This is a genomic window from Streptomyces sp. NPDC050743, assembly GCF_044456925.1.
Taxonomy (GTDB): Bacteria; Actinomycetota; Actinomycetes; order Streptomycetales; family Streptomycetaceae; genus Streptomyces.
In genome coordinates this window covers 73117-91559 of the sequence record NZ_JBITGJ010000001.1, presented here as the reverse complement: position 1 = coordinate 91559, position 18443 = coordinate 73117, and the positions used below count along the sequence as shown (strand labels likewise).

16 protein-coding genes are annotated in these 18443 nt (G+C 73.4%); 11 read left to right on the top strand and 5 right to left on the bottom strand.

All coding sequences use genetic code 11. The features are described from left to right. Nucleotide 1: 1 nt before the first annotated feature. From ACIBJF_RS00395 to ACIBJF_RS00360, 8 genes are all read left to right on the top strand, one after another. Nucleotides 2-1078, top strand: a complete 1077-nt coding sequence (locus tag ACIBJF_RS00395; RefSeq protein WP_399171430.1) for an ABC transporter ATP-binding protein — start codon at nucleotides 2-4, stop codon at nucleotides 1076-1078. A 14-nt stretch (nucleotides 1079-1092) separates the two neighbouring features. After that, complete coding sequence (locus ACIBJF_RS00390; protein WP_399171429.1) at nucleotides 1093-2559, top strand: HAD-IA family hydrolase; 1467 nt, start codon at nucleotides 1093-1095, stop codon at nucleotides 2557-2559. Nucleotides 2560-2654: 95 nt separating this feature from the next. Further along, nucleotides 2655-5156 (top strand): nitrate- and nitrite sensing domain-containing protein, encoded by a 2502-nt coding sequence (locus ACIBJF_RS00385; RefSeq protein WP_399171428.1) that lies wholly within the window; start codon nucleotides 2655-2657, stop codon nucleotides 5154-5156. Continuing rightward, nucleotides 5146-5583, top strand: a complete 438-nt coding sequence (locus ACIBJF_RS00380; RefSeq protein WP_399171427.1) for a roadblock/LC7 domain-containing protein — start codon at nucleotides 5146-5148, stop codon at nucleotides 5581-5583. Before ACIBJF_RS00385 ends, ACIBJF_RS00380 begins: the two co-directional genes overlap by 11 nt. Nucleotides 5584-5590: 7 nt before the next feature. Next, nucleotides 5591-5971, top strand: a complete 381-nt coding sequence (locus tag ACIBJF_RS00375; RefSeq protein WP_399171426.1) for a DUF742 domain-containing protein — start codon at nucleotides 5591-5593, stop codon at nucleotides 5969-5971. 117 nt (nucleotides 5972-6088) lie between these two features. Further along, nucleotides 6089-6736, top strand: a complete 648-nt coding sequence (locus ACIBJF_RS00370) for a DUF4232 domain-containing protein (RefSeq protein WP_399171425.1) — start codon at nucleotides 6089-6091, stop codon at nucleotides 6734-6736. Between the two features lie 432 nt (nucleotides 6737-7168). Beyond that, nucleotides 7169-7957, top strand: a complete 789-nt coding sequence (locus ACIBJF_RS00365; protein WP_399171424.1) for a carbon-nitrogen hydrolase family protein — start codon at nucleotides 7169-7171, stop codon at nucleotides 7955-7957. A gap of 56 nt (nucleotides 7958-8013) precedes the next feature. Beyond that, nucleotides 8014-9726: a flavin monoamine oxidase family protein gene (locus ACIBJF_RS00360; RefSeq protein WP_399171423.1), complete on the top strand. Its 1713-nt coding sequence runs from the start codon at nucleotides 8014-8016 to the stop codon at nucleotides 9724-9726. Between the two features lie 40 nt (nucleotides 9727-9766). Here ACIBJF_RS00360 and ACIBJF_RS00355 read toward each other — a convergent pair whose 3' ends face one another. From ACIBJF_RS00355 to ACIBJF_RS00345, 3 genes are all read right to left on the bottom strand, one after another. Further along, nucleotides 9767-10696 (bottom strand): LLM class F420-dependent oxidoreductase, encoded by a 930-nt coding sequence (locus ACIBJF_RS00355; protein WP_399171422.1) that lies wholly within the window; start codon nucleotides 10694-10696, stop codon nucleotides 9767-9769. Nucleotides 10697-10798: 102 nt separating this feature from the next. Continuing rightward, nucleotides 10799-11485: a DUF5995 family protein gene (locus ACIBJF_RS00350; protein ID WP_399171421.1), complete on the bottom strand. Its 687-nt coding sequence runs from the start codon at nucleotides 11483-11485 to the stop codon at nucleotides 10799-10801. A gap of 135 nt (nucleotides 11486-11620) precedes the next feature. Beyond that, nucleotides 11621-13027, bottom strand: coding sequence for a uracil-xanthine permease family protein (locus ACIBJF_RS00345; RefSeq protein ID WP_399171420.1), 1407 nt, complete (start codon nucleotides 13025-13027; stop codon nucleotides 11621-11623). A 144-nt stretch (nucleotides 13028-13171) separates the two neighbouring features. Here ACIBJF_RS00345 and ACIBJF_RS00340 point away from each other — a divergent pair, with 144 nt between their 5' ends. Both ACIBJF_RS00340 and ACIBJF_RS00335 read left to right on the top strand, forming a co-directional pair. Next, entirely contained in the window at nucleotides 13172-14461 is a 1290-nt protein-coding gene (locus ACIBJF_RS00340) for an alginate lyase family protein (protein ID WP_399171419.1), read from the top strand. Nucleotides 14462-14538: 77 nt separating this feature from the next. Next, nucleotides 14539-14997, top strand: a complete 459-nt coding sequence (locus ACIBJF_RS00335; protein WP_399171418.1) for an acyl-CoA thioesterase — start codon at nucleotides 14539-14541, stop codon at nucleotides 14995-14997. Here the strand turns inward: ACIBJF_RS00335 and ACIBJF_RS00330 are convergent. After that, entirely contained in the window at nucleotides 14957-16171 is a 1215-nt protein-coding gene (locus ACIBJF_RS00330) for an MFS transporter (protein ID WP_356307492.1), read from the bottom strand. The two genes, ACIBJF_RS00335 and ACIBJF_RS00330, sit on opposite strands and share 41 nt — an antisense overlap. A gap of 131 nt (nucleotides 16172-16302) precedes the next feature. Between ACIBJF_RS00330 and ACIBJF_RS00325 the strand changes: the two genes are divergently transcribed. Next, complete coding sequence (locus ACIBJF_RS00325; RefSeq protein WP_399171417.1) at nucleotides 16303-17556, top strand: ROK family transcriptional regulator; 1254 nt, start codon at nucleotides 16303-16305, stop codon at nucleotides 17554-17556. Nucleotides 17557-17623: 67 nt separating this feature from the next. Here ACIBJF_RS00325 and ACIBJF_RS00320 read toward each other — a convergent pair whose 3' ends face one another. After that, nucleotides 17624-18364 carry an SDR family oxidoreductase gene (locus tag ACIBJF_RS00320; protein WP_399171415.1) on the bottom strand — a complete coding sequence of 247 codons (741 nt, stop codon included), beginning with the start codon at nucleotides 18362-18364 and terminating at the stop codon, nucleotides 17624-17626. Nucleotides 18365-18443: the final 79 nt, after the last annotated feature.

Sequence of the window (18443 nt, the reverse complement as noted above, 5' to 3'; positions counted from 1 at the left end):
CATGACCGCCACCACGCTTGAGAAGGCCGTCGCAGAAAAGGCGGCCACCGTCGAATTCCGGTCGCTGCGCCGGGAGTTCGGGGCCACCGTCGCCCTCGACGGGCTCGATCTGACCGTCCGCCCGGGGGAGTTCCTGGCCCTGCTAGGCCCGTCCGGCTGCGGCAAGACCACCGCGCTGCGCATGCTCGCCGGGTTCGAGCACCCCGACTCCGGTGCCGTCCTGGTGGACGGCGAGGACATCACGCACGTCCCGGCCCACCGCCGCGACGCCGGCATGGTCTTCCAGTCGTACAGCCTCTTCCCGCATCTGAACGCCGTCGACAACGTCGCCTTCGGCCTGCGCATGCGCGGCGTCCGGACGACCGAACGGCGCGCCCGCGCAAACGAGTTGCTGGAGCTGGTCGGCCTCGCCGACAAGGGCGAGCGCTATCCGCACCAGCTCTCCGGCGGCCAGCAGCAGCGCATCGCGCTGGCCCGCGCCCTGGCCCTGCGCCCGCGCGTGCTGCTGCTCGACGAGCCGCTGTCCGCGCTGGACGCCAAGGTGCGGCTCACCCTGCGCGAGGAGATCCGCCGCCTCCAGCAGGAACTCGGCATCACCACCCTGTTCGTCACGCATGATCAGGAGGAGGCCCTGTCGGTCGCCGACCGGGTCGCCGTGATGCGCGCCGGCCGCCTCGAACAGTGCGCCGAACCGGCCGAGTTGTACGGCCGCCCCGCCACGGCCTTCGTCGCCGAGTTCGTCGGCACCATGAGCCGGATCCCGGGCGAGCTGAAGGACGGCACCGTCGAGGTGCTCGGGCAGCGGCTGCCGGCCGACGGCGAGGTCCCGGCCGGCCCGGTGGACGTGCTGGTGCGGCCGGAGGCCGTCCGGGTGGGCGCCGACGAGCAGGGCACAGCCCGGATCCTCGCCACCGCCTTCCTCGGCGCGGTGGTCCGGGTCACCGTACGGCTCGCCGACGGCACCGAGGTCAAGGCCGACCTGCCCGCCCACGAGGCCACCGGACTCGGCGCCGGAACCGCCGTCGGCGTGTCGCTGCCCGAGCGACCGGTGCTCGTGGCCGAACGTATCCAGAAGTGAGGAATCCCCCGAACGTGACCCCCCACACCCCTCAACACCCGCTGCAGGCCGTTCTGTTCGACATGGACGGCACGCTCGTCGACACCGAGCGGCTGTGGTGGGAGGCGGTCGAGCAGGTCGCCGGTCGCCCGCTGACCGAGGCCGACCAGCCCGATGTGCTCGGCCGCCCGGTCGAGCACACCGCCGCCTGGCTCGGTACGGCGACGGGCCGGCCGGAGGCCGGCATCGCGGCCGAGCTGCACCGCGAGTTCGCCGCCCGCGTCCGCACCGGGATCGTGCCCCGGCCCGGCGCGCTGGACCTGCTGGACGCGCTGGCCGCCGCCGGCGTCCCGGCCGCCCTGGTCACCGCGTCCCCGCGCGCGGTCGCCGACGTCGTCCTCGACGCCCTCGGCGCCGACCGGTTCGCGGCCTCCGTCACCGCCGACGACACCGCCCGCACCAAGCCGGCCCCCGACCCCTACAGGGCCGCCTGCCGGGCCCTCGGCGTCGACCCCGCCGCCTGTGTGGCCGTCGAGGACACCGAGACCGGCGTGGCCTCCGCCGAGGCCGCCGGCTGCGCCGTCCTCGCCGTACCCTCCCTCGCGCCGATCGGCCTCGCGCCCGGCCGGACCGTGCGGGACAGCCTCACCGGGGTCACGGTCGAGGAGCTGCGGCGCATGGTGACGCCCGAGCTGCGGGTCATGAGCTGGAACCTGTGGCTGGGCGGCAGCGAGGTCGACGACCACCGCGCCAAGCAGCTCAAGGTCATCCTGGAGAGCGGCGCCGACGTCGTCGGGCTCCAGGAGACCGGCGGCACCGCGGCCCAGGAGCTGGCCGAGGCGCTCGGCTGGCACCACCACCGGGCCGGCGAGAACCTCGGCGTCCTCAGCCGCCACCCCATCACCGCCCGCTTCGGCGACCCGGACGTGGGCTTCTACGGCGCCGCGGGCGTCCGGATCGCCGTGGCGCCCGGCCGCGAGGTGGACGTGTGGACCGCCCATCTGCACTACACGCCGTACGGCCCCTACGAGGCCGCCTTCGACGGGTTGCCGGCGCAGGAGCTGATCGCCCACGAGGAACTGCGGCTGGCCCAGATGCGGGACGCGCTGGCGCGTATCGCCGGGTCCTCGGCCGACGGCGTCCCGGTCGTCCTGGTCGGCGACTTCAACTGCCCCTCGCACCTGGACTGGCCGGACGTGGCCTGGCCGGTGACCAGGGCCGCCGAGGACGCGGGCTTCGCCGACTCCTACCGCGACGCCCACCCGGACCCGGCGACCGAGCCCGGCCACACCTGGTCGCCGATCCACCCGGTGCACGAGGACGGCAGCGGACGGCCCGAACCGCAGGACCGGATCGACTACGTCCTGCACCGGGGCCTGACCGTACGGGACGCGCGGACCCTCGTCACCGGCAGCCCGCGGCCCTGGCCGGACGTCGCGGACAACGACTGGCCCTCCGATCACGCGGCGGTCGTCACCACGTTCGCGCTGACCGGGCTGTGACCGGGGGTTACCGCAGGTCACCCATTGCGGTCGCGGTGACGGTCCCGTAGGTTGTCCCGCACTTCCTACTGACTGGTAACCTCGGCAGGTACTCCATGCGCTGGCCCCTCGGCCGTCCCACCACCGTCCGCGCGCGGATCGTGGCGCTCGCGCTCGCCCCGGCCGTCGCGCTGATGGCGCTGTGGAGCTTCGCGATGGTGTCCGTCACCGCGGAACTGCGCGGGCTGATCCGGCTCCAGGGGGTGTACGAGGACTTCGGCACCCCCGTGGACACCGCGATCGGGCAGATCCAGATCGAGCGCCGGATGTCCGCCGCCTATCTGGGTGCCCGCCTCGACACGGCGACGGCCGGTCGGCTGCTCGAACAGCAACGCCGTACCGACCGGGCCGTGGACGCCATGCGGCAGGCGATCCGGGGCGGCGACCGCGACCGGCTCACGGCCCGGCAGCGGCAGGCGCTGGACACCGTGGACGCGGCGACGGGGAAGCTGGACGGGCTGCGCTCGCGGGTGCTGTCCCGGCACATCACCTGGGACCGGGCCGTGGCGGAGTACAGCGCGCTGGTCGAGCCCGGCTTCGACGTGCAGTCCACGCTCACCGCCCTCCAGGCCGGACAGCTCGCCCGCGAGGCCCAGGTCGTCATCGAGCTGGTGCGGGTGCGGGAGTTCGTCTCGCGGGAGGACGCGCTGGTCGCCGGGGCGCGGGCGGCCGGCACGCTGACCGATCAGCAGTACGACACGCTGACGGCGACCATCGAGGACCGGCGGGTGTTCCAGCGGACGTACGTACCGGACCTGCCCGCCGACTCGCGCGCGCTGTTCGAGGACTTCCAGCGCGGGGACCTGTACGGCTCGCTGGTGCGCGGCGAGGACGCGCTGCTGCGGGCCGGCGCCGCGGGCGCCGGGGAGGCCGTCGCGGCGGACACCTGGCGGTCCACCACCGACCGGGCGGTGAAGCGGTACATGCAGCTGTGCACGCGGTCCGCCGAGAACTCCGCGGCACGTGGGCGGGCCTTCGCCTACCGGGAGCTGACCAAGTCGGCCGTCGTCGGCGTGGTGGGGCTCGCCGCCGTGGGACTGTCGCTGTGGTTCGCGGTACGCGGTGCCCGGCGCATCTCGCGGCGCCTGGAGACCCTGCGGGACGCGGCCGACGTCCTGACCCAGCGCCAGCTTCCCGACGTGATGCGGAGGCTGAGCGCCGGCGAGGAGGTCGATGCGGCGGCGGAGGCGCCGCCGCTGGCCGCCGACGAGGTGCGCGACGACGAGATCGGGCAGGTCGGCCGGTCCTTCAACACCGCGCGGCTCGCCGCCGTCGACGCCGCCGTCAGGCAGGCCGGGCTGCGCCGGGGCCTGTTCGCGGTGCTGCTCAACATCGCACGGCGCAACCAGGCGCTGGTGCACCGCCAGCTGAAGCTCGTCGACACCCTGGAACGGCGCACCGACGACCCCGACGTCCTGCGCGAGCTGTTCCGCATCGACCACCTGACCACGCGCATGCGCCGGCACGCGGAGAGCCTGATCATCCTCTCCGGCGCCGCGCCCGGCCGCCGCTGGCGCCGGCCCGTGCCGATCGCGAACGTCGTCGCCTCGGCCGTCGGCGAGATCGAGGACTACGCGCGCGTGGTGGTGCCGCCGATGCCGGACGTGGGCGTGGCGGCGGACGCGGTGGCCGACGTCGTCCATCTCATCGCCGAACTCCTGGAGAACGCCACGGTCTTCTCGCCCCCGCACACCCAGGTCACGCTGCGCACCGGCCGGGTCGGCAGCGGGTTCGTGCTGGAGATCGACGACCGGGGCCTCGGCCTCGACGCCGACGCCCGCTCCCGGGCCCACGCCACCCTCACCGACCCCGACGCCTTCGACCCCACCCGCCACGACCGCCTCGGCCTCTACGTCGTCGGCCGCCTCGCCGCCCGCCACGGCATCGAGGTGAGCCTCGGCGACTCGCCGTACGGCGGCACGACGGCGGTGGTGCTGTTGCCGGAGGGAGTGCTGGCGGAGGTGGAGCCCGCCGCCCCCGGGGACGCGCGGCATGGAGACACCCGGCCTGGGGCGGGCGCCTCAGTGGGCCGGACGCCCGCGCACGGGCGCGCCGACGGCCTCGCAACCGTACGGGAGCTGCCGGCTAGGGGCCGGCCCGAGGCGTCGGCGGATGCGGCCGAGCCGCCGTCGGGCAAGCGGGCCGGTTCCGTTCCCGGCGCGGATGTGCTGCCCACGCGGAGGCGGCCCGGGGTCCGGTCTTCCGGCGAACCGGGGAGTGCCGTCGCCCCGGAGCCGTCCGCCGGGCGGGAACGGGAACTGGCACACACCCCGGCTCCCGACCAGGAGGCCCCCGCCCTGCCGACCCGGGTCCGCCAGGCCTCGCTCGCCCGGGAGCTGAGGGAGGACCCGCCCGCGCCGGACACGGCACCCGGGCGGGAGGTCGACGCCGAGGAGATGCGGGCGATCTTCGGAGCCTTTCAGCGCGGCCTCGACCGAGGCCGCAAGGGCCTGCCGGCCGCGGAAGAAGCGCCGGCCGACGCGACGGCCCGGCACGCCGACCCCGACACCCTGACCAGCCACGCCGACGAAGGGACCGACACCGATCATGAACGGTGACGACCAGACCCCGGAGCCGCAGGACCCGCCCGCGGGAGCGCCCGGCACGGACCTGGGCTGGCTGCTGGACGACCTCGTGGCACGCACCGGCCATGTCCGGCAGGCCGTGCTGCTGACCGCCGACGGTCTCCCGCTCAGCAGCTCGGACGGGATGCGCCGGCGGGAGGTCGAGCATCTGGCCGCCGTCTGTTCCGGCTTCCACGGCCTGGCCCGCTCCGCCGGGGAGCGGTTCGCCGCGGGCGAGGTGCGGCAGACCATGGTGATGCTGGAGGACGCCTACCTCTTCATCACCCCGGCCGGGCACGGCAGCCGGCTGGCCGTCCTCAGCGAGGCCGGCACCGACGTCGGCCAGCTCGCCCACGAGATGGCTCTGCTCGTCCGCCGCCTCGGCCGCCACCTGGACGCGGCCGCCCGCACCCCCGAATGATCCAGCGGTGAGCGACGAGCACTGGTACGAGGACGAGACCGGGTCGATGGTGCGCCCCTACACGGTGACCCGGGGCCGCACCCGGCCCGCGAGCGCGCACGCCATCGACCTGATGTCCCGGGTCACCGCGCTGGACGCCGACGCTCCGGGACCGGACGTCGACCATGCCCGCGCCGCCCTGCTCGACCTGATCCGGCGCGGCGCGCGTCCCGTGGTGGAGCTGGCCGCGGACGCCGACCTGCCCCTGACCGTCCTGCGGGTCCTGCTCGGCGACCTGGCCGAGGCGGGTCTGATCCGCATCGACGAGCCCCGCCGCCACCCGGCCGGCGGCCCGGCCACCGATCCGGGGCTGCTGCGGGAGATCGTGCGACGGCTGCGGGAGATCTAGCCGTTTGTCACAGCCGAGTACGAGAGCGGTGCCGATCGGAACGCGCCCACCGCGGTCGCTGTCTCATGGGTCAGCACGTCACCCGCACCGCCGAACCCGTACCGCCGAAGGGGAACCATGCGCGTCCAGAAGCTCTCGCTGCTCGCCGTCGCCGCCGTCGCAGGCCTGTCGCTCACCGCCTGCCAGGGCGGTGACACGAGCTCGTCCGGCGCGGGCGACTCCTCCTCGCCGAGCTCGCAGAGCTCCACTTCCCAGGGCTCCGATTCCCAGAGCTCCACCTCTTCCCAGAGCTCCACCTCCCAGGGCTCCGACGGCAGCGGTGCGTCCGGCGGCAAGGGCGCCCCCACCGCGTCCCGGACGGGCGGCGCCATGGCGTCCGCCTGCACCACGTCCCAGCTCGCGTTCAGCACCTCCGGCGGCATGGCCGAGGGCACCCTCATCGTCAACCTGAAGAACACCGGCTCCGCCACCTGCAGCCTCAAGGGCTTCCCCGGCGCCGACCTCAAGAGCAAGGACGGCACCGTCAGCGCACAGCGGAGCAAGCTCGCCGCGCCGCTGGCCAGCGTCAAGCCCGGCGAGGAGACCCGCTTCACCCTGCACTACCCGCCGAACAACTCCGGCGGCAGCGGCGAGACCTTCACCGGCCTCGTCGTGACCCCGCCGAACGAGACCCACTCCCGCACGCTGCCCGTCAGCATCAACGTGCCGGTCTCCGACGGCAGCGGCCCCGCCGTCACCGTCGACCCGGTCGGCACCGGCAAGTAGCCGGACCTCCGACCCCCGACCAGTTGTAGCCGAGCCGTTCGTACCGGCCGAGGTCGTGGACCGTGACACCGCCCCGCCTGTTCCTCGCCCAGGCAGGTCGGAGGCGGTGATCACCCCGGAGACGACGGCGACCTCGCCGCCGGTCACCCGGCTGTCGGCCTTGGCCCTGGCCCAGGCCCCCGGCCGTGCCGGCGGGCACCCACCTCCGCCATCCGGCGGGCGCCCCGGCCGGGACCTGCGCCTGGGGGAGGACGGGAACCGGACACGGGGGCGCGCAACGAATCGCCGCCCGACCCGCATTCCACGCAATGAACCGCGCACGGGCGCGCAACGGCTCCTTCTTGTCCGGCCGAGCGCGCCGACCGTACCTTCTTCCTGGCCCCCAAAAACGTCGAGGCCCGCCCCAAAAGCCACTTTCCGGTGAGGACCCGCATGCGCACCGCCCTGCTCCAGAGCTCCGGCCGCCCCGGCTCGGTCGCCGAGAACCTCAAGGTCCTCGACGAGGCCGCGGGCCGTGCCGCCGCCGCGGGCGCCGCGCTGCTCGCCGCGCCGGAGATGTTCCTGACCGGGTACGCGATCGGCGACGACATCGCCCGCCTCGCCGAGCCCGCCGACGGCGACAGCGCGGACGCGATCGCCGAGCTGGCCCACCGGCACGGTCTGGCGATCGTCTACGGCTACCCGGAGCGCGACGGAGAGACCGTCCATAATTCCGCCCAGCTGATCTCCGCCGACGGCACCCGGCTCGCGAACTACCGCAAGACCCACCTCTTCGGCTGCTTCGAGCGCGACCACTTCACGCCGGGCGAGCAGCCGGTCGTCCAGGCCGAGCTGAACGGCCTCACCGTCGGCCTGATGATCTGCTACGACGTCGAGTTCCCGGAGAACGTCCGCGCCCACGCCCTGGCCGGAACCGACCTCCTCGTCGTCCCGACCGCGCAGATGCACCCCTTCCAGTTCGTCGCCGAGTCCCTGGTGCCGGTGCGCGCCTGGGAGAACCAGATGTACGTCGCGTACGTCAACCGGGTCGGCCAGGAAGGGGAGTTCGAGTTCGTCGGCCTCTCCGTCCTCGCCGGTCCCGACGGTGTCGCCCGCACCCGCGCCGGCCGCGCCGAGCAGCTGGTGGTCGCCGACGCCGACCCCGCCTTCCTGGCCGCCTCCCGCGAGGCCAACCCGTATCTGCAGGACCGCCGCCCCGGTCTGTACGGGTCGCTCGGCTGAGCCGCCGCCCCAAAAGCCTCCCCCCTGTTTCACCACGCGCAAGGAGTCCGTACCCCATGACGTCCACGGTGCCCAACGCCGTCGAGCACACCGACGAGCAGCAGCCGCCGATCACCATGTTCGGCCCGGACTTCCCCTACGCCTACGACGACTTCCTCGCCCACCCGGCGGGCCTCGGCCAGATACCCGCGACCGAGCACGGCACCGAGGTCGCGATCATCGGCGGCGGCCTGTCCGGCATCGTGGCCGCCTACGAGCTGATGAAGATGGGCCTCAAGCCCGTCGTCTACGAGGCCGACCAGATCGGCGGCCGGCTGCGCACGGTCGGCTTCGAGGGCTGCGACGAGTCGCTGACCGCCGAGATGGGCGCGATGCGCTTCCCGCCGTCCTCCACCGCCCTCCAGCACTACATCGACATGGTGGGCCTGGAGACCAGGCCCTTCCCGAACCCGCTGGCCGAGGCCACCCCCTCGACCGTCGTCGACCTCAAGGGCGAGTCGCACTACGCCGAGACCATCGACGACCTGCCCCAGGTCTACCGTGACGTCGCCGAGGCCTGGAACAAGTGCCTCGACGAGGGCGCCGACTTCTCCGACATGAACCGCGCCATGCGCGAGCGGGACGTCCCGCGCATCCGCGAGATCTGGGCCAAGCTGGTCGAGAAGCTCGACAACCAGACCTTCTACGGCTTCCTCTGCGACTCCGAGGCCTTCAAGTCCTTCCGGCACCGCGAGATCTTCGGCCAGGTCGGCTTCGGCACCGGCGGCTGGGACACCGACTTCCCGAACTCCATCCTGGAGATCCTGCGCGTCGTCTACACCGAGGCCGACGACCACCACCGCGGTATCGTCGGCGGCTCCCAGCAGCTGCCGCTGCGCCTGTGGGAGCGCGAGCCGGAGAAGATCGTCCACTGGCCGTACGGCACCTCGCTGAAGTCCCTGCACGTGGACGGCGAGCCGCGCCCGGCCGTGACCCGGCTGCACCGCACCGCGGGCAACCAGATCACCGTGACGGACGCGAACGGCGACATCCGCACCTACAAGGCGGCGATCTTCACCGCCCAGTCCTGGATGCTGCTGTCCAAGATCGCCTGTGACGACTCGCTGTTCCCGATCGACCACTGGACGGCGATCGAGCGCACCCACTACATGGAGTCCAGCAAGCTCTTCGTGCCCGTGGACCGGCCGTTCTGGCTGGACAAGGCTGTCGACGACAGGGGAAATCCGACCGGCCGGGACGTCATGTCGATGACGCTCACCGACCGTATGACCCGCGGCACCTACCTCCTCGACAACGGCCCGGACCAGCCCGCCGTCATCTGCCTCTCCTACACCTGGTGCGACGACAGCCTGAAGTGGCTGCCGCTGTCCGCGAACGAGCGGATGGAGGTCATGCTGAAGTCGCTCGGCGAGATCTACCCGAAGGTCGACATCAGGAAGCACATCATCGGCAACCCGGTGACGGTCTCCTGGGAGAACGAGCCCTACTTCATGGGCGCGTTCAAGGCCAACCTGCCCGGCCACTACCGCTACCAGCGGCGCCTGTTCACCCACTTCATGCAGGACCGGCTGCCCGAGGACAAGCGGGGCATCTTCCTCGCCGGCGACGACATCTCCTGGACGGCCGGCTGGGCCGAGGGCGCCGTCCAGACCGCGCTGAACGCGGTCTGGGGCGTCATGCACCACTTCGGCGGCGAGACCGACCCGGCCAACCCCGGTCCGGGTGACGTGTACGACGAGATCGCCCCGGTGGAGCTGCCCGAGGACTGACCAGAGCAGCGAGCAAGGACCAAGGCGCGGGCGGCCGGCCTCAGACTCCGGCCGCCCGCGCCTTTTCAAACACCTCCGCGGCGACGTCCGTCAGTTCCCGCGCGTCCCGGGCGCTGCCCTGGAGATCGATGAGGATCTCGTCCAGGCCGATCCGCGCGTGCTCCACCAGGTCCTCGACGATCTGGTCCACGCTGCCCTGGAACGGCTGGCGGTCCGCGCCCTCGTACGCCTTGGGCAGGTGGCTGGTGTTCACCCGCAGGACCGTCCGGATCGGCTCGGTGCGTCCCCGCTCCTCGGCCAGCTCTTGCAACCGGCGCCACTGCGCGGCCACCTGGTCGGCGCCCATGCCCACCGGCAGCCATCCGTCGGCGTGGTCCACCAGCCGCCGCCACGCCCGCCGGTTGCTCGCGGCGAGCAGAATCGGGATCGGCCGGGCGGGCTTGGGCCCGACCACGGCGGAGGCGATCCTGGTCGACTCGCCCTCGTACACGACCGGATCCGGACCCCACACCGCCCGGCACACCGCGATGATCTCGTCCAGGGCCGCGCCCCGCTCCTCGAACGGCCGTACGGCCGAGGCCGCGTACTCGTCCAGGGACCAGCCGGTGCCGAGGCCCGCGATGACCCGGCCCCCGCTCGCCGCGTCCAGCGAGGCCAGGGCCTTGGCGAGCTGGAACGGCACGTGGAGCGGCGCCACCAGGACGCTGGAGCCCAGCTCCGCCCGCTCGGTGGCCGCGGCGGCCAGGGTGAGGGTGACCAGCGGGTCCGCCACGTTCCGGTACTGGTCGGGCCAGGGCAGGCCCTCGACGCCGTACAGACCCTGGGTCGCGGGCTCCGGGAACAGGGCGCGCTCGAAGACCCACAGGCTGTCGTAGCCGATCCGTTCGGCGGCGCGTGCCACCGCGGGCACGTCCGTGCCGATCGAGTACTGCCGCATCTGGGGAAGACTCAGTCCGAGGCGGGTCGGCATACCGCTGCTCCTCTGTGATGGGATCGGATACGCGCAGCCAACGTACGGCGATCACCGGGGTGTTCCGGGGACGGCTCGCGCAGGGGCGGAATCCGGCCAGGTTCAGTCGGCGAGCGGCGTCAGCAGCATCCGCCCCGCGAACCCCACCGCCGTGTCCAGCCGTTCGGCGAACTCCTCGGCCATGTCGGCGCAGCGACGCAGCGTCCACAGGGTCCGTGCCGCCACCCAGGCCGCGTCGCGGGCCCGCTCCAGGCTCCAGGAGCCCAGCAGATGGGTGAGCGGGTCGGCGATCTGCAGCAGATCGGGGCCCGGCATCAGATCCTCGCGGATGCGCTCCTCCAGCGCGACGAGGAGCTCGCCCACCCGGTCGAACTCGTCCTCCAGTTCGGGCGGTTCGCAGCCGAGCGTGCGGCAGGCGTCCACCACGGCGAGCGCCAGGTCGTGCCCGATGTGCGCGTTGATGCCCGCCAGCGCGAATTGCAGCGGCCGCACCCCGGGGTGGCGGCGCAGCTGGAACAGCGGGCGCCAGCAGGCGGGCGGACGGCGGTCCGCGGCCGCCGCGTCGACCGCCGCCAGATAGCGCTCGGCGAACCGCACGTCCAGCGCGATCGCCGCCCGTGGATCCGGGAAGTCCCCGCCGTCCAGGCGCCGGTCGATCTCCTCGGTGACGGTGAGGTACACGCGGTTGAACACGGCGACGCCGTCCCGCTCGGGCAGCGTCGCGTCGAGGACGCGCATCCGGGAGACGACCGCGTCGACGGGAGTGGTGAGGTGTTCCAACTGCGCCATGGGGGAAGGGTCCCAGCCCTGGGCCGAGGGGCGGGCCGACCGGTCCGGTGCTTCGCCGGAACGGGGTAACGGACCGCCGTGGCGACCCTGGCCCGGCCGCCGACCCGCGGCCGGGACGTTCACGCCGTCGTGCGCCTACGACTTGGCGGGCGGAGCCCCCTCGCCCTCGGCCTGCGTGTCGTAGGCGGAGGTGCCCTCGTCCAGCAGCGGCTCCTGCGTCTTCAGGTGGGCCGGGGCGAAGGCACGCAGCGCGTGGTAGCCGGTGATGACGACCAGGGTGCCGAGGGCGATGCCGCTGAGCGAGAAGGTGCTGGTGAACTTGAGGCTGACGTTGCCGACGCCGATGATGATGCCCGCGGCGGCCGGCACCAGGTTCAGCGGGTTGCGCAGGTCCACCTTGCCGTGCAGCCAGATCTGGGCGCCGAGCAGGCCGATCATGCCGTACAGGATCACGGTGATGCCCCCGAGGACACCGCCCGGGACCGCGGCCACGACCGCGCCGAACTTGGGGCAGACGCCGAAGAGCAGGGCGAAGCCGGCCGCGGCCCAGTAGGCGGCGGTGGAGTAGACGCGGGTCGCCGCCATCACGCCGATGTTCTCCGAGTAGGTGGTGTTCGGCGGGCCGCCCACCGCGGTGGACAGCATGGACCCGACGCCGTCCGCCGAGATCGCCGTGCCGAGCCTGTCGTCCAGCGGATCGCCGGTCATCTCGCCGACCGCCTTGACGTGGCCCGCGTTCTCCGCGACGAGGGCGATGACGACCGGCAGCGCGACCAGGATCGCCGACCACTGGAAGGACGGCCCGTGGAAGTGCGGCAGGCCGATCCAGTCGGCCTTGGCGACGCCGGAGAGGTCCAGGCGCCAGTGGTCGGTGACCTTGCCGCCGGGGCTCATGGAGTGGATCTTGCCGAAGATCCGGTCGAAGGCCCAGGAGATGCCGTAGCCGAAGACCAGCCCGAGGAAGATCGCGATACGGGACCAGAAGCCGCGCAGGCAGACCACGGCCAGCCCCGTGAACAGCATGACCAGCAGGGCCGTCCACTGGTCCTGCGGCCAGTAGGTGGAGGCGGTCACCGGGGCGAGGTTGAAGCCGATCAGCATGACGACCGCGCCGGTGACGACCGGCGGCATGGCCGCGTGGATGATCCGCGCCCCGAAGCGCTGCACCGCGAGTCCCACCAGGAACAGCGCTACACCGACGACGAACACCGCGCCGGTCACCGTGGCGCTCGTGCCGCCCTGGGCGCGGATGACGGCGGCCACACCCACGAACGACAGGGAACAGCCCAGATAGCTCGGCACCCGGCCGCGGGTGGCGAGCAGGAAGATCGCGGTCGCCACGCCCGACATCATGATGGCCAGGTTCGGGTCGAGGCCCATCAGGACGGGCGCCACGAAGGACGCGCCGAACATCGCGACCACGTGCTGGGCGCCCAGGCCCACCGTGCGCGGCCAGGAGAGCCGTTCGTCGGGGCGTACCACCGCTCCGGGCGCGGGCGTACGCCCGTCACCGTGCAGCTTCCAGCGCACGCCGAGATCCATGGTGCAGTTTCGCTTTCTTACGTACGTGAAGACGGTCCGAACCATTGTCACGGGTAACGAGCGGTTCTACGCTCGCACGGTCCTACTCATGAACATGGTTCATATATCTGACCCACGCTGATCGAAGACAGATCGGAGTGCCCGATGAGTGGAAGATCCCGTGCGGCCGCGCTGCTGGCCGCGGTGGTGACGTTCGGGGCCGTGCTCGTCCCGTCCGCGCACGCGGCGTCCGCCCCCGCCGCCCCCTCCGCGCACTCCGCGCCGAGGGCCCCGAGGACCGCCGTCCTCGACGGCGACCGCCTCCTGCGGACCCGCGCCGGCCTGGACCACGACCCCCGACTCCAGCACGCGCTGCGGGACCTGACCACCCGCGCCGACACCTGGCTGGACCAGGGCCCCTGGACGGTCGTCGACAAGCCGAGACCCGCACCCGGCGGCGACGTCCACGAGTACCTGAGCCAGGCCCCCTACTGGTGGCCCACGACCACCCCCACCGCCGACAACCCCTGGGGCTGCCCGTACGTCCAGCGCGACGGGCAGCGCAACCCGGAGGTCGACAGCGGAACGGACCGGCAGGACGCCGAGAAGGTCTTCGACTCGGCGTACGACCTCGCGCTCGCCTGGTACTACACCGGCAAGCGCGTCTACGCCGAGAAGGCCGCGCAGATCCTGCGCACCTGGTTCCTCGACCCGGCCACCCGGATGAACCCCGACCTGGACCACGCCCAGTTCATCCCGTGCAAGTACGACGGCCGGGCCATCGGCATCATCGACTTCTCCCAGTCGTACACCAGCGTCCTCGACGCCCAGGCGATCCTGGCCGCCGGCGCCCCCGGCTGGAGCGCCGGGGACCGTACGGCGATGGGCAAGTGGAACGCCGACTTCCTGAACTGGCTGAAGAACAGCGACTTCGGCGAGCAGGAGGGCGCGGCCGCCAACAACCACGGCACCTTCTACGATATGCAGCTCGCCGCCCTCGCCTACGTCACCGGCGACACCGCCCTGGCCCGGCGGACCGTGCTCGACGCGCGCGGCAGGCGCATCGACCCGCAGATCGCGGGCGACGGCAGCCAGCCGCAGGAGCTCGCCCGCACCCGCAGTTGGCACTACTCCACCTTCGACCTGGTCGCCTACACCCGGCTCGCGGCCATCGGCCGGCACGTGGGTGTGAACCTGTGGTCGTACCGGGGCCCGGACGGTCAGAGCCTGTTCAAGGCGGTCGACTACCTGCTGCCGGCCGCGACCGGCGCCGCCGCGTGGCCGTACCCCGAGCTGGAGTTCCACCGGTACGCGGCCACCGACGTCGTGCACGCGGCCGCCGACGCCGGGGACACCGCCGCGAAGGCGGCCGTGACCGGGCTGGAGGCGCCGCCCGGGGGAGACCTGTGGGCGCTGCGGCCCGCCGCCGAGCAGCTGGACTCGATCGCGGGCTGACCGGCCCTGGGCCAGGGCTCCTGAGCGGTCGCTTAGTATGGATCCGTCCCAGCAGCGATGTTCAGGAGCCCGCCCCCGTGACAGCCGAAGCCCCGATCGCGCCCGTCGTCTCCTACGGCCGGCTGATCCCCGTCACCGTGCACTTCGACGACCTCGACGCGCTCGGCCTCCTGCACAACGCCCGCTACCCGCTGCTGGTCGAGCGCGCCTGGACCGAACTGTGGAACGCGCACGGCGTCCGCTTCGACGGCGACTGGCAGGCGGCCGGCGACGCCTGCAACGCGGTCCGCGAACTGCGCATCAGCTACGAGGCACCCGTGACCAGCCCCGGCGCCTACGCCGTCCACCTCTGGCTGGACCGGCTCGGCACCACCGGTCTGACCTACGGCTTCCGCCTCTGCTCGGCCGACGGCACGCGGACCTACGCCCAGGGCACCCGGGTGCTGGTCCGGCTCGACGCCACGACCCTGCGCCCGGCGCCCTGGTCCGACGCCTTCAGGGCCGTGGGTCGGGAACTGCTGCGGCCGGCCGGCTGACCTCGGTCCGGCCGCCGCGCTCGGCGCTGCGCAGGACGCCCGCGAACACCGCGAGCCCGCTCGCCAGCGCCGTCACCACGCAGAACGACACCACCAGGCTGGTCGCCTGGGCCACCCCGCCGATCAGGCTCGGCGCGACCAGGCCCGAGGTGTAGGTGATCGTCGCCACGCCCGCGATGGCCTGGCTGGGGTTGGGCCCGGCGTGCCCGGCCGCCGCGAAGCACAGCGGCACGACCACCGCGATGCCGAGCCCCATCAGCGCGAACCCGCCCATCGCCACCGCCGGATACCCCGCGAACACGATCAGCAGGCCGCCCAGGACGGCCAGGACGCCGCCGGCCCGGACCGTGCGGACCGCGCCGAACCGGTTCACCACCGCGTCCCCGGCGATCCGGGCCACCGCCATCGTCAGCATGAAGCCGGTCGTGCAGGCCGCGGCCACGCCGGCCGAGCTGTCCAGCCGGTCCCGCAGGAACACCGCCGACCAGTCCAGGCTCGCGCCCTCCGCGAACACCGCGCAGAAGCCGACCGTGCCGATCAGCAGCGCCGAGCGCGGCGGCAGCGCGAACCGCGGCGGCGGCTCCTCGTCCTCGGCCGGCTGCAGGTCCAGCACCCAGGTGCAGGCCACCAGTCCGAGCACGGTCAGCACGGCCGCGGCGAGCGAGAAGTGCAGGCGGGCGTCCGAGCCGAGGTGCGCGGCGAGCGTGCCGGCCGCCGAGCCGATCAGGGCGCCCGCGCTCCACATGCCGTGCAGCCCCGACATGATCGACTTGTCCAGCAGCCGCTCGACCTCGACGCCGAGCGCGTTCATCGCCACGTCGGCCATGCCGGCGCTCGCGCCGTAGGTGAACATCGCCAGGCACAGGGTGTACAGGTTCGGCGCGAGGGACGGCAGGACCAGCGACAGCGTCCACAGCGCGATCAGGCCGCGCAGTGCCGTACGGCTGCCGAAGCGGTGGCTGATCCGGCCCGCCAGCGGCATCGCGCACGAGGCGCCGAACGCCGTGAAGGCCAGTGCGAACCCCAACTGGCCCGCGCTGAGCGAGGCGTGGTCCTGGACCCACGGCACCCGGGTGGCGAACGTGCCGGTCACGGCGCCGTGCACGGCGAACACGGCCGCCACGGCGTACCGGGCGCGCCTCACCTCGTCGCGCGCGAAGCCCACGTCACTCATGTTCCGTTCCCTCCCCACAGGTCGCCCTCGCGGCACGCGTCGTAAACTATCAGGGACCCTGCCTGATAGATAGACGGTTTTACGGCCGCGGTCGGCGTTCCTCGGCGCGTCGATCTGGGAGGATTCCCGTCATGCCCGCATCACCCAGCACCGCCCGGGCCATCAACGACCGGCTGGCCCTGCGCCTGTTGCAGCAGGAAGGCCCGCTCACGGCCGGGCAGTTGAAGCAGCTGACGGGCCTGTCCCGGCCGACGGTCGCCGACCTCGTGGAACGGCTCAGCGCCGCAGGGCTGATCACGGTGGTCGGCGAGTCCGGCGAGCAGCGCCGGGGGCCCAACGCCCGGCTGTACGGCATCGTCGCCGACCGTGCCCACCTGGCCGCGCTCGACGTGCGCACCGGCGGGGTCTTCGTCCTGGTCTCCGACCTGGTCGGACGGGTGCTGGCCGAGGCGTCCGTGCCGATCGGCGGCGACACCGGGACCGGTCCCGCCGTGGAGCAGGCGGTGGCCGCGGTGGAGCGGACCGCCAAGGAGGCCGGGGCGATCGGGGCGCCCCCGCGCGAGGGCGTTCGAGCGTGGGGGAGGCTGCACACCGTCGGCATCGGCGCGCCGGGCCTCATCGACCCGGCCACCGGCGACCTGCGCGACTCCGGCGGGCTGCCCGAGTGGCACCGCAGCCTGGCCGCGGCCCTGCAGGAACGGCTGCCCGGGGCCCGGGTCACCGTGGAGAACGAGACCAACCTCGCCGCTCTCGCCGAACAGCGCGAGGGCGCGGCCCGGGACCGGGACACCTTCGTCCTGCTCTGGCTGGGCCACGGCGTGGGCGCGGCGGTCGTCCTCGACGGCACGCTGCGCCGCGGCGCCTCGGGCGGCACGGGCGAGATCGGCTTCCTGCCGGTGCCGGGCACCGACGCGCTGCCTTCGGCGAGGGACTGCGACGGCGGCTTCCACTCGCTGGCGGGCGCGGCGGCGATCGGCGCCCTGGCGGCGGGGCACGGCCTGCCGGTACCGGCCACGATGGACGGACCGGGCGCGGCGGTGGTGATCCGGGAGGCCGTGGCGGAGGTGGCCGGGGAGGCGTCCCATACGGACGCCGAACGCCCCGCCGGCCGGTTTCTGCACGCCCTCGCCGACCGGGTCGCCGTCGGCGCCGCGTCGGTGGTGGCCGTGCTCGACCCCGGCTGTGTGGTGCTCGGCGGAGAGGCCGGCCAGGCCGGCGGCACCGTGCTCGCGGGGCTGGTGGAGGAGCGGCTCCGCCGCATGTCGCCCCTGCTGACAGAGGTGCGGCCGAGCACTCTCGGCGGCACGGCGGTCCTGCGCGGCGCCCTGCTGACCGCCCGCGACCGCGCCCAGGACGAGCTGTTCGCACCCCCGGACCGCAACTGACCGCCCACCGGCCGTTGCTGAGCGGCAACGCCTGGGCGTCCCCCTCGTCTTTGCCACGGCCGCCGTGTCAGCCGCCGAAGCGCCGCCCCAGATACTCCTCGAACGTCGTCTTGCCCACCGCCTGTTCCGGCGTCACCAGTCCCCCGTCCCGGCAGGCGCGATAGGCCCGGCCGAACAGCGGCACCCGTGCCACCGCCCGGCGCCGTCCGGTCGCGCGGAGGTAGGCGCGGGCCAGCGAGTCCAGGGACCGCACTTCGGGGCCGCCCATCTCCGCCACCCGCCCGGCCGGCGCGGCGAGTGCCAACTCGGCCAGCCGGTCCGCGACTTCCGTCACCTCCACCGGCTGGTCCGGGACCCCGGCCGGGACCAGCATGACCGGCGGCTTGGCCAGTCCGCCGAGGAGCGTGGCCAGCAGGTCGTGGAACTGGGTCGTGCGCAGGATGGTCCAGCCGAGGCCCGACGCCTCGATCCGGCGTTCAACGGCCAGCTTGGTCTTGTAGTAGCCGAGCGGGACCCGGTCAATGCCGACGATCGAGATGTAGACCAGATGGCCCACCCCGGCCCGCCGCGCCGCCGCGATCAGATGATCGGCGGAGGTCTCGTCCCCGCCCCGCTGGGTGGTCGCGCAGTGCACCACGGTGTCCACGCCCTCCAGCGCCGCGTCGAGCGCACCGCCGCCCACGCGCAGATCGACGGCGTACGGCTGCGTGTGCCGGCTGAGCACCCGCACCTCGTGCCCGTCCGTCCGCAGCCGCTCCGTCACGCACCGGCCGAGCGTGCCGGTCCCGCCGGTCACCAGGATCGTCATGCCGTTCCCGTCCCTCCGCACTCGGGTGCCCCCGGACGGAGCGCCCTCTCCCGCTTCAGACCAGGCAGCCCCCGGAAAT

Excerpts from the sequence above, each read along its gene's own strand:
- ACIBJF_RS00395 (WP_399171430.1), top strand. The coding sequence starts at position 2 with ATGACCGCCACCACGCTTGAGAAGGCCGTCGCAGAAAAGGCGGCCACC.
- ACIBJF_RS00385 (WP_399171428.1), top strand. The coding sequence starts at position 2,655 with ATGCGCTGGCCCCTCGGCCGTCCCACCACCGTCCGCGCGCGGATCGTG.
- ACIBJF_RS00380 (WP_399171427.1), top strand. The coding sequence starts at position 5,146 with ATGAACGGTGACGACCAGACCCCGGAGCCGCAGGACCCGCCCGCGGGA.
- ACIBJF_RS00370 (WP_399171425.1), top strand. The coding sequence starts at position 6,089 with ATGCGCGTCCAGAAGCTCTCGCTGCTCGCCGTCGCCGCCGTCGCAGGC.
- ACIBJF_RS00365 (WP_399171424.1), top strand. The coding sequence starts at position 7,169 with ATGCGCACCGCCCTGCTCCAGAGCTCCGGCCGCCCCGGCTCGGTCGCC.
- ACIBJF_RS00360 (WP_399171423.1), top strand. The coding sequence starts at position 8,014 with ATGACGTCCACGGTGCCCAACGCCGTCGAGCACACCGACGAGCAGCAG.
- ACIBJF_RS00355 (WP_399171422.1), bottom strand. The coding sequence starts at position 10,696 with ATGCCGACCCGCCTCGGACTGAGTCTTCCCCAGATGCGGCAGTACTCG.
- ACIBJF_RS00350 (WP_399171421.1), bottom strand. The coding sequence starts at position 11,485 with ATGGCGCAGTTGGAACACCTCACCACTCCCGTCGACGCGGTCGTCTCC.
- ACIBJF_RS00345 (WP_399171420.1), bottom strand. The coding sequence starts at position 13,027 with ATGGATCTCGGCGTGCGCTGGAAGCTGCACGGTGACGGGCGTACGCCC.
- ACIBJF_RS00340 (WP_399171419.1), top strand. The coding sequence starts at position 13,172 with ATGAGTGGAAGATCCCGTGCGGCCGCGCTGCTGGCCGCGGTGGTGACG.
- ACIBJF_RS00330 (WP_356307492.1), bottom strand. The coding sequence starts at position 16,171 with ATGAGTGACGTGGGCTTCGCGCGCGACGAGGTGAGGCGCGCCCGGTAC.
- ACIBJF_RS00325 (WP_399171417.1), top strand. The coding sequence starts at position 16,303 with ATGCCCGCATCACCCAGCACCGCCCGGGCCATCAACGACCGGCTGGCC.
- ACIBJF_RS00320 (WP_399171415.1), bottom strand. The coding sequence starts at position 18,364 with ATGACGATCCTGGTGACCGGCGGGACCGGCACGCTCGGCCGGTGCGTG.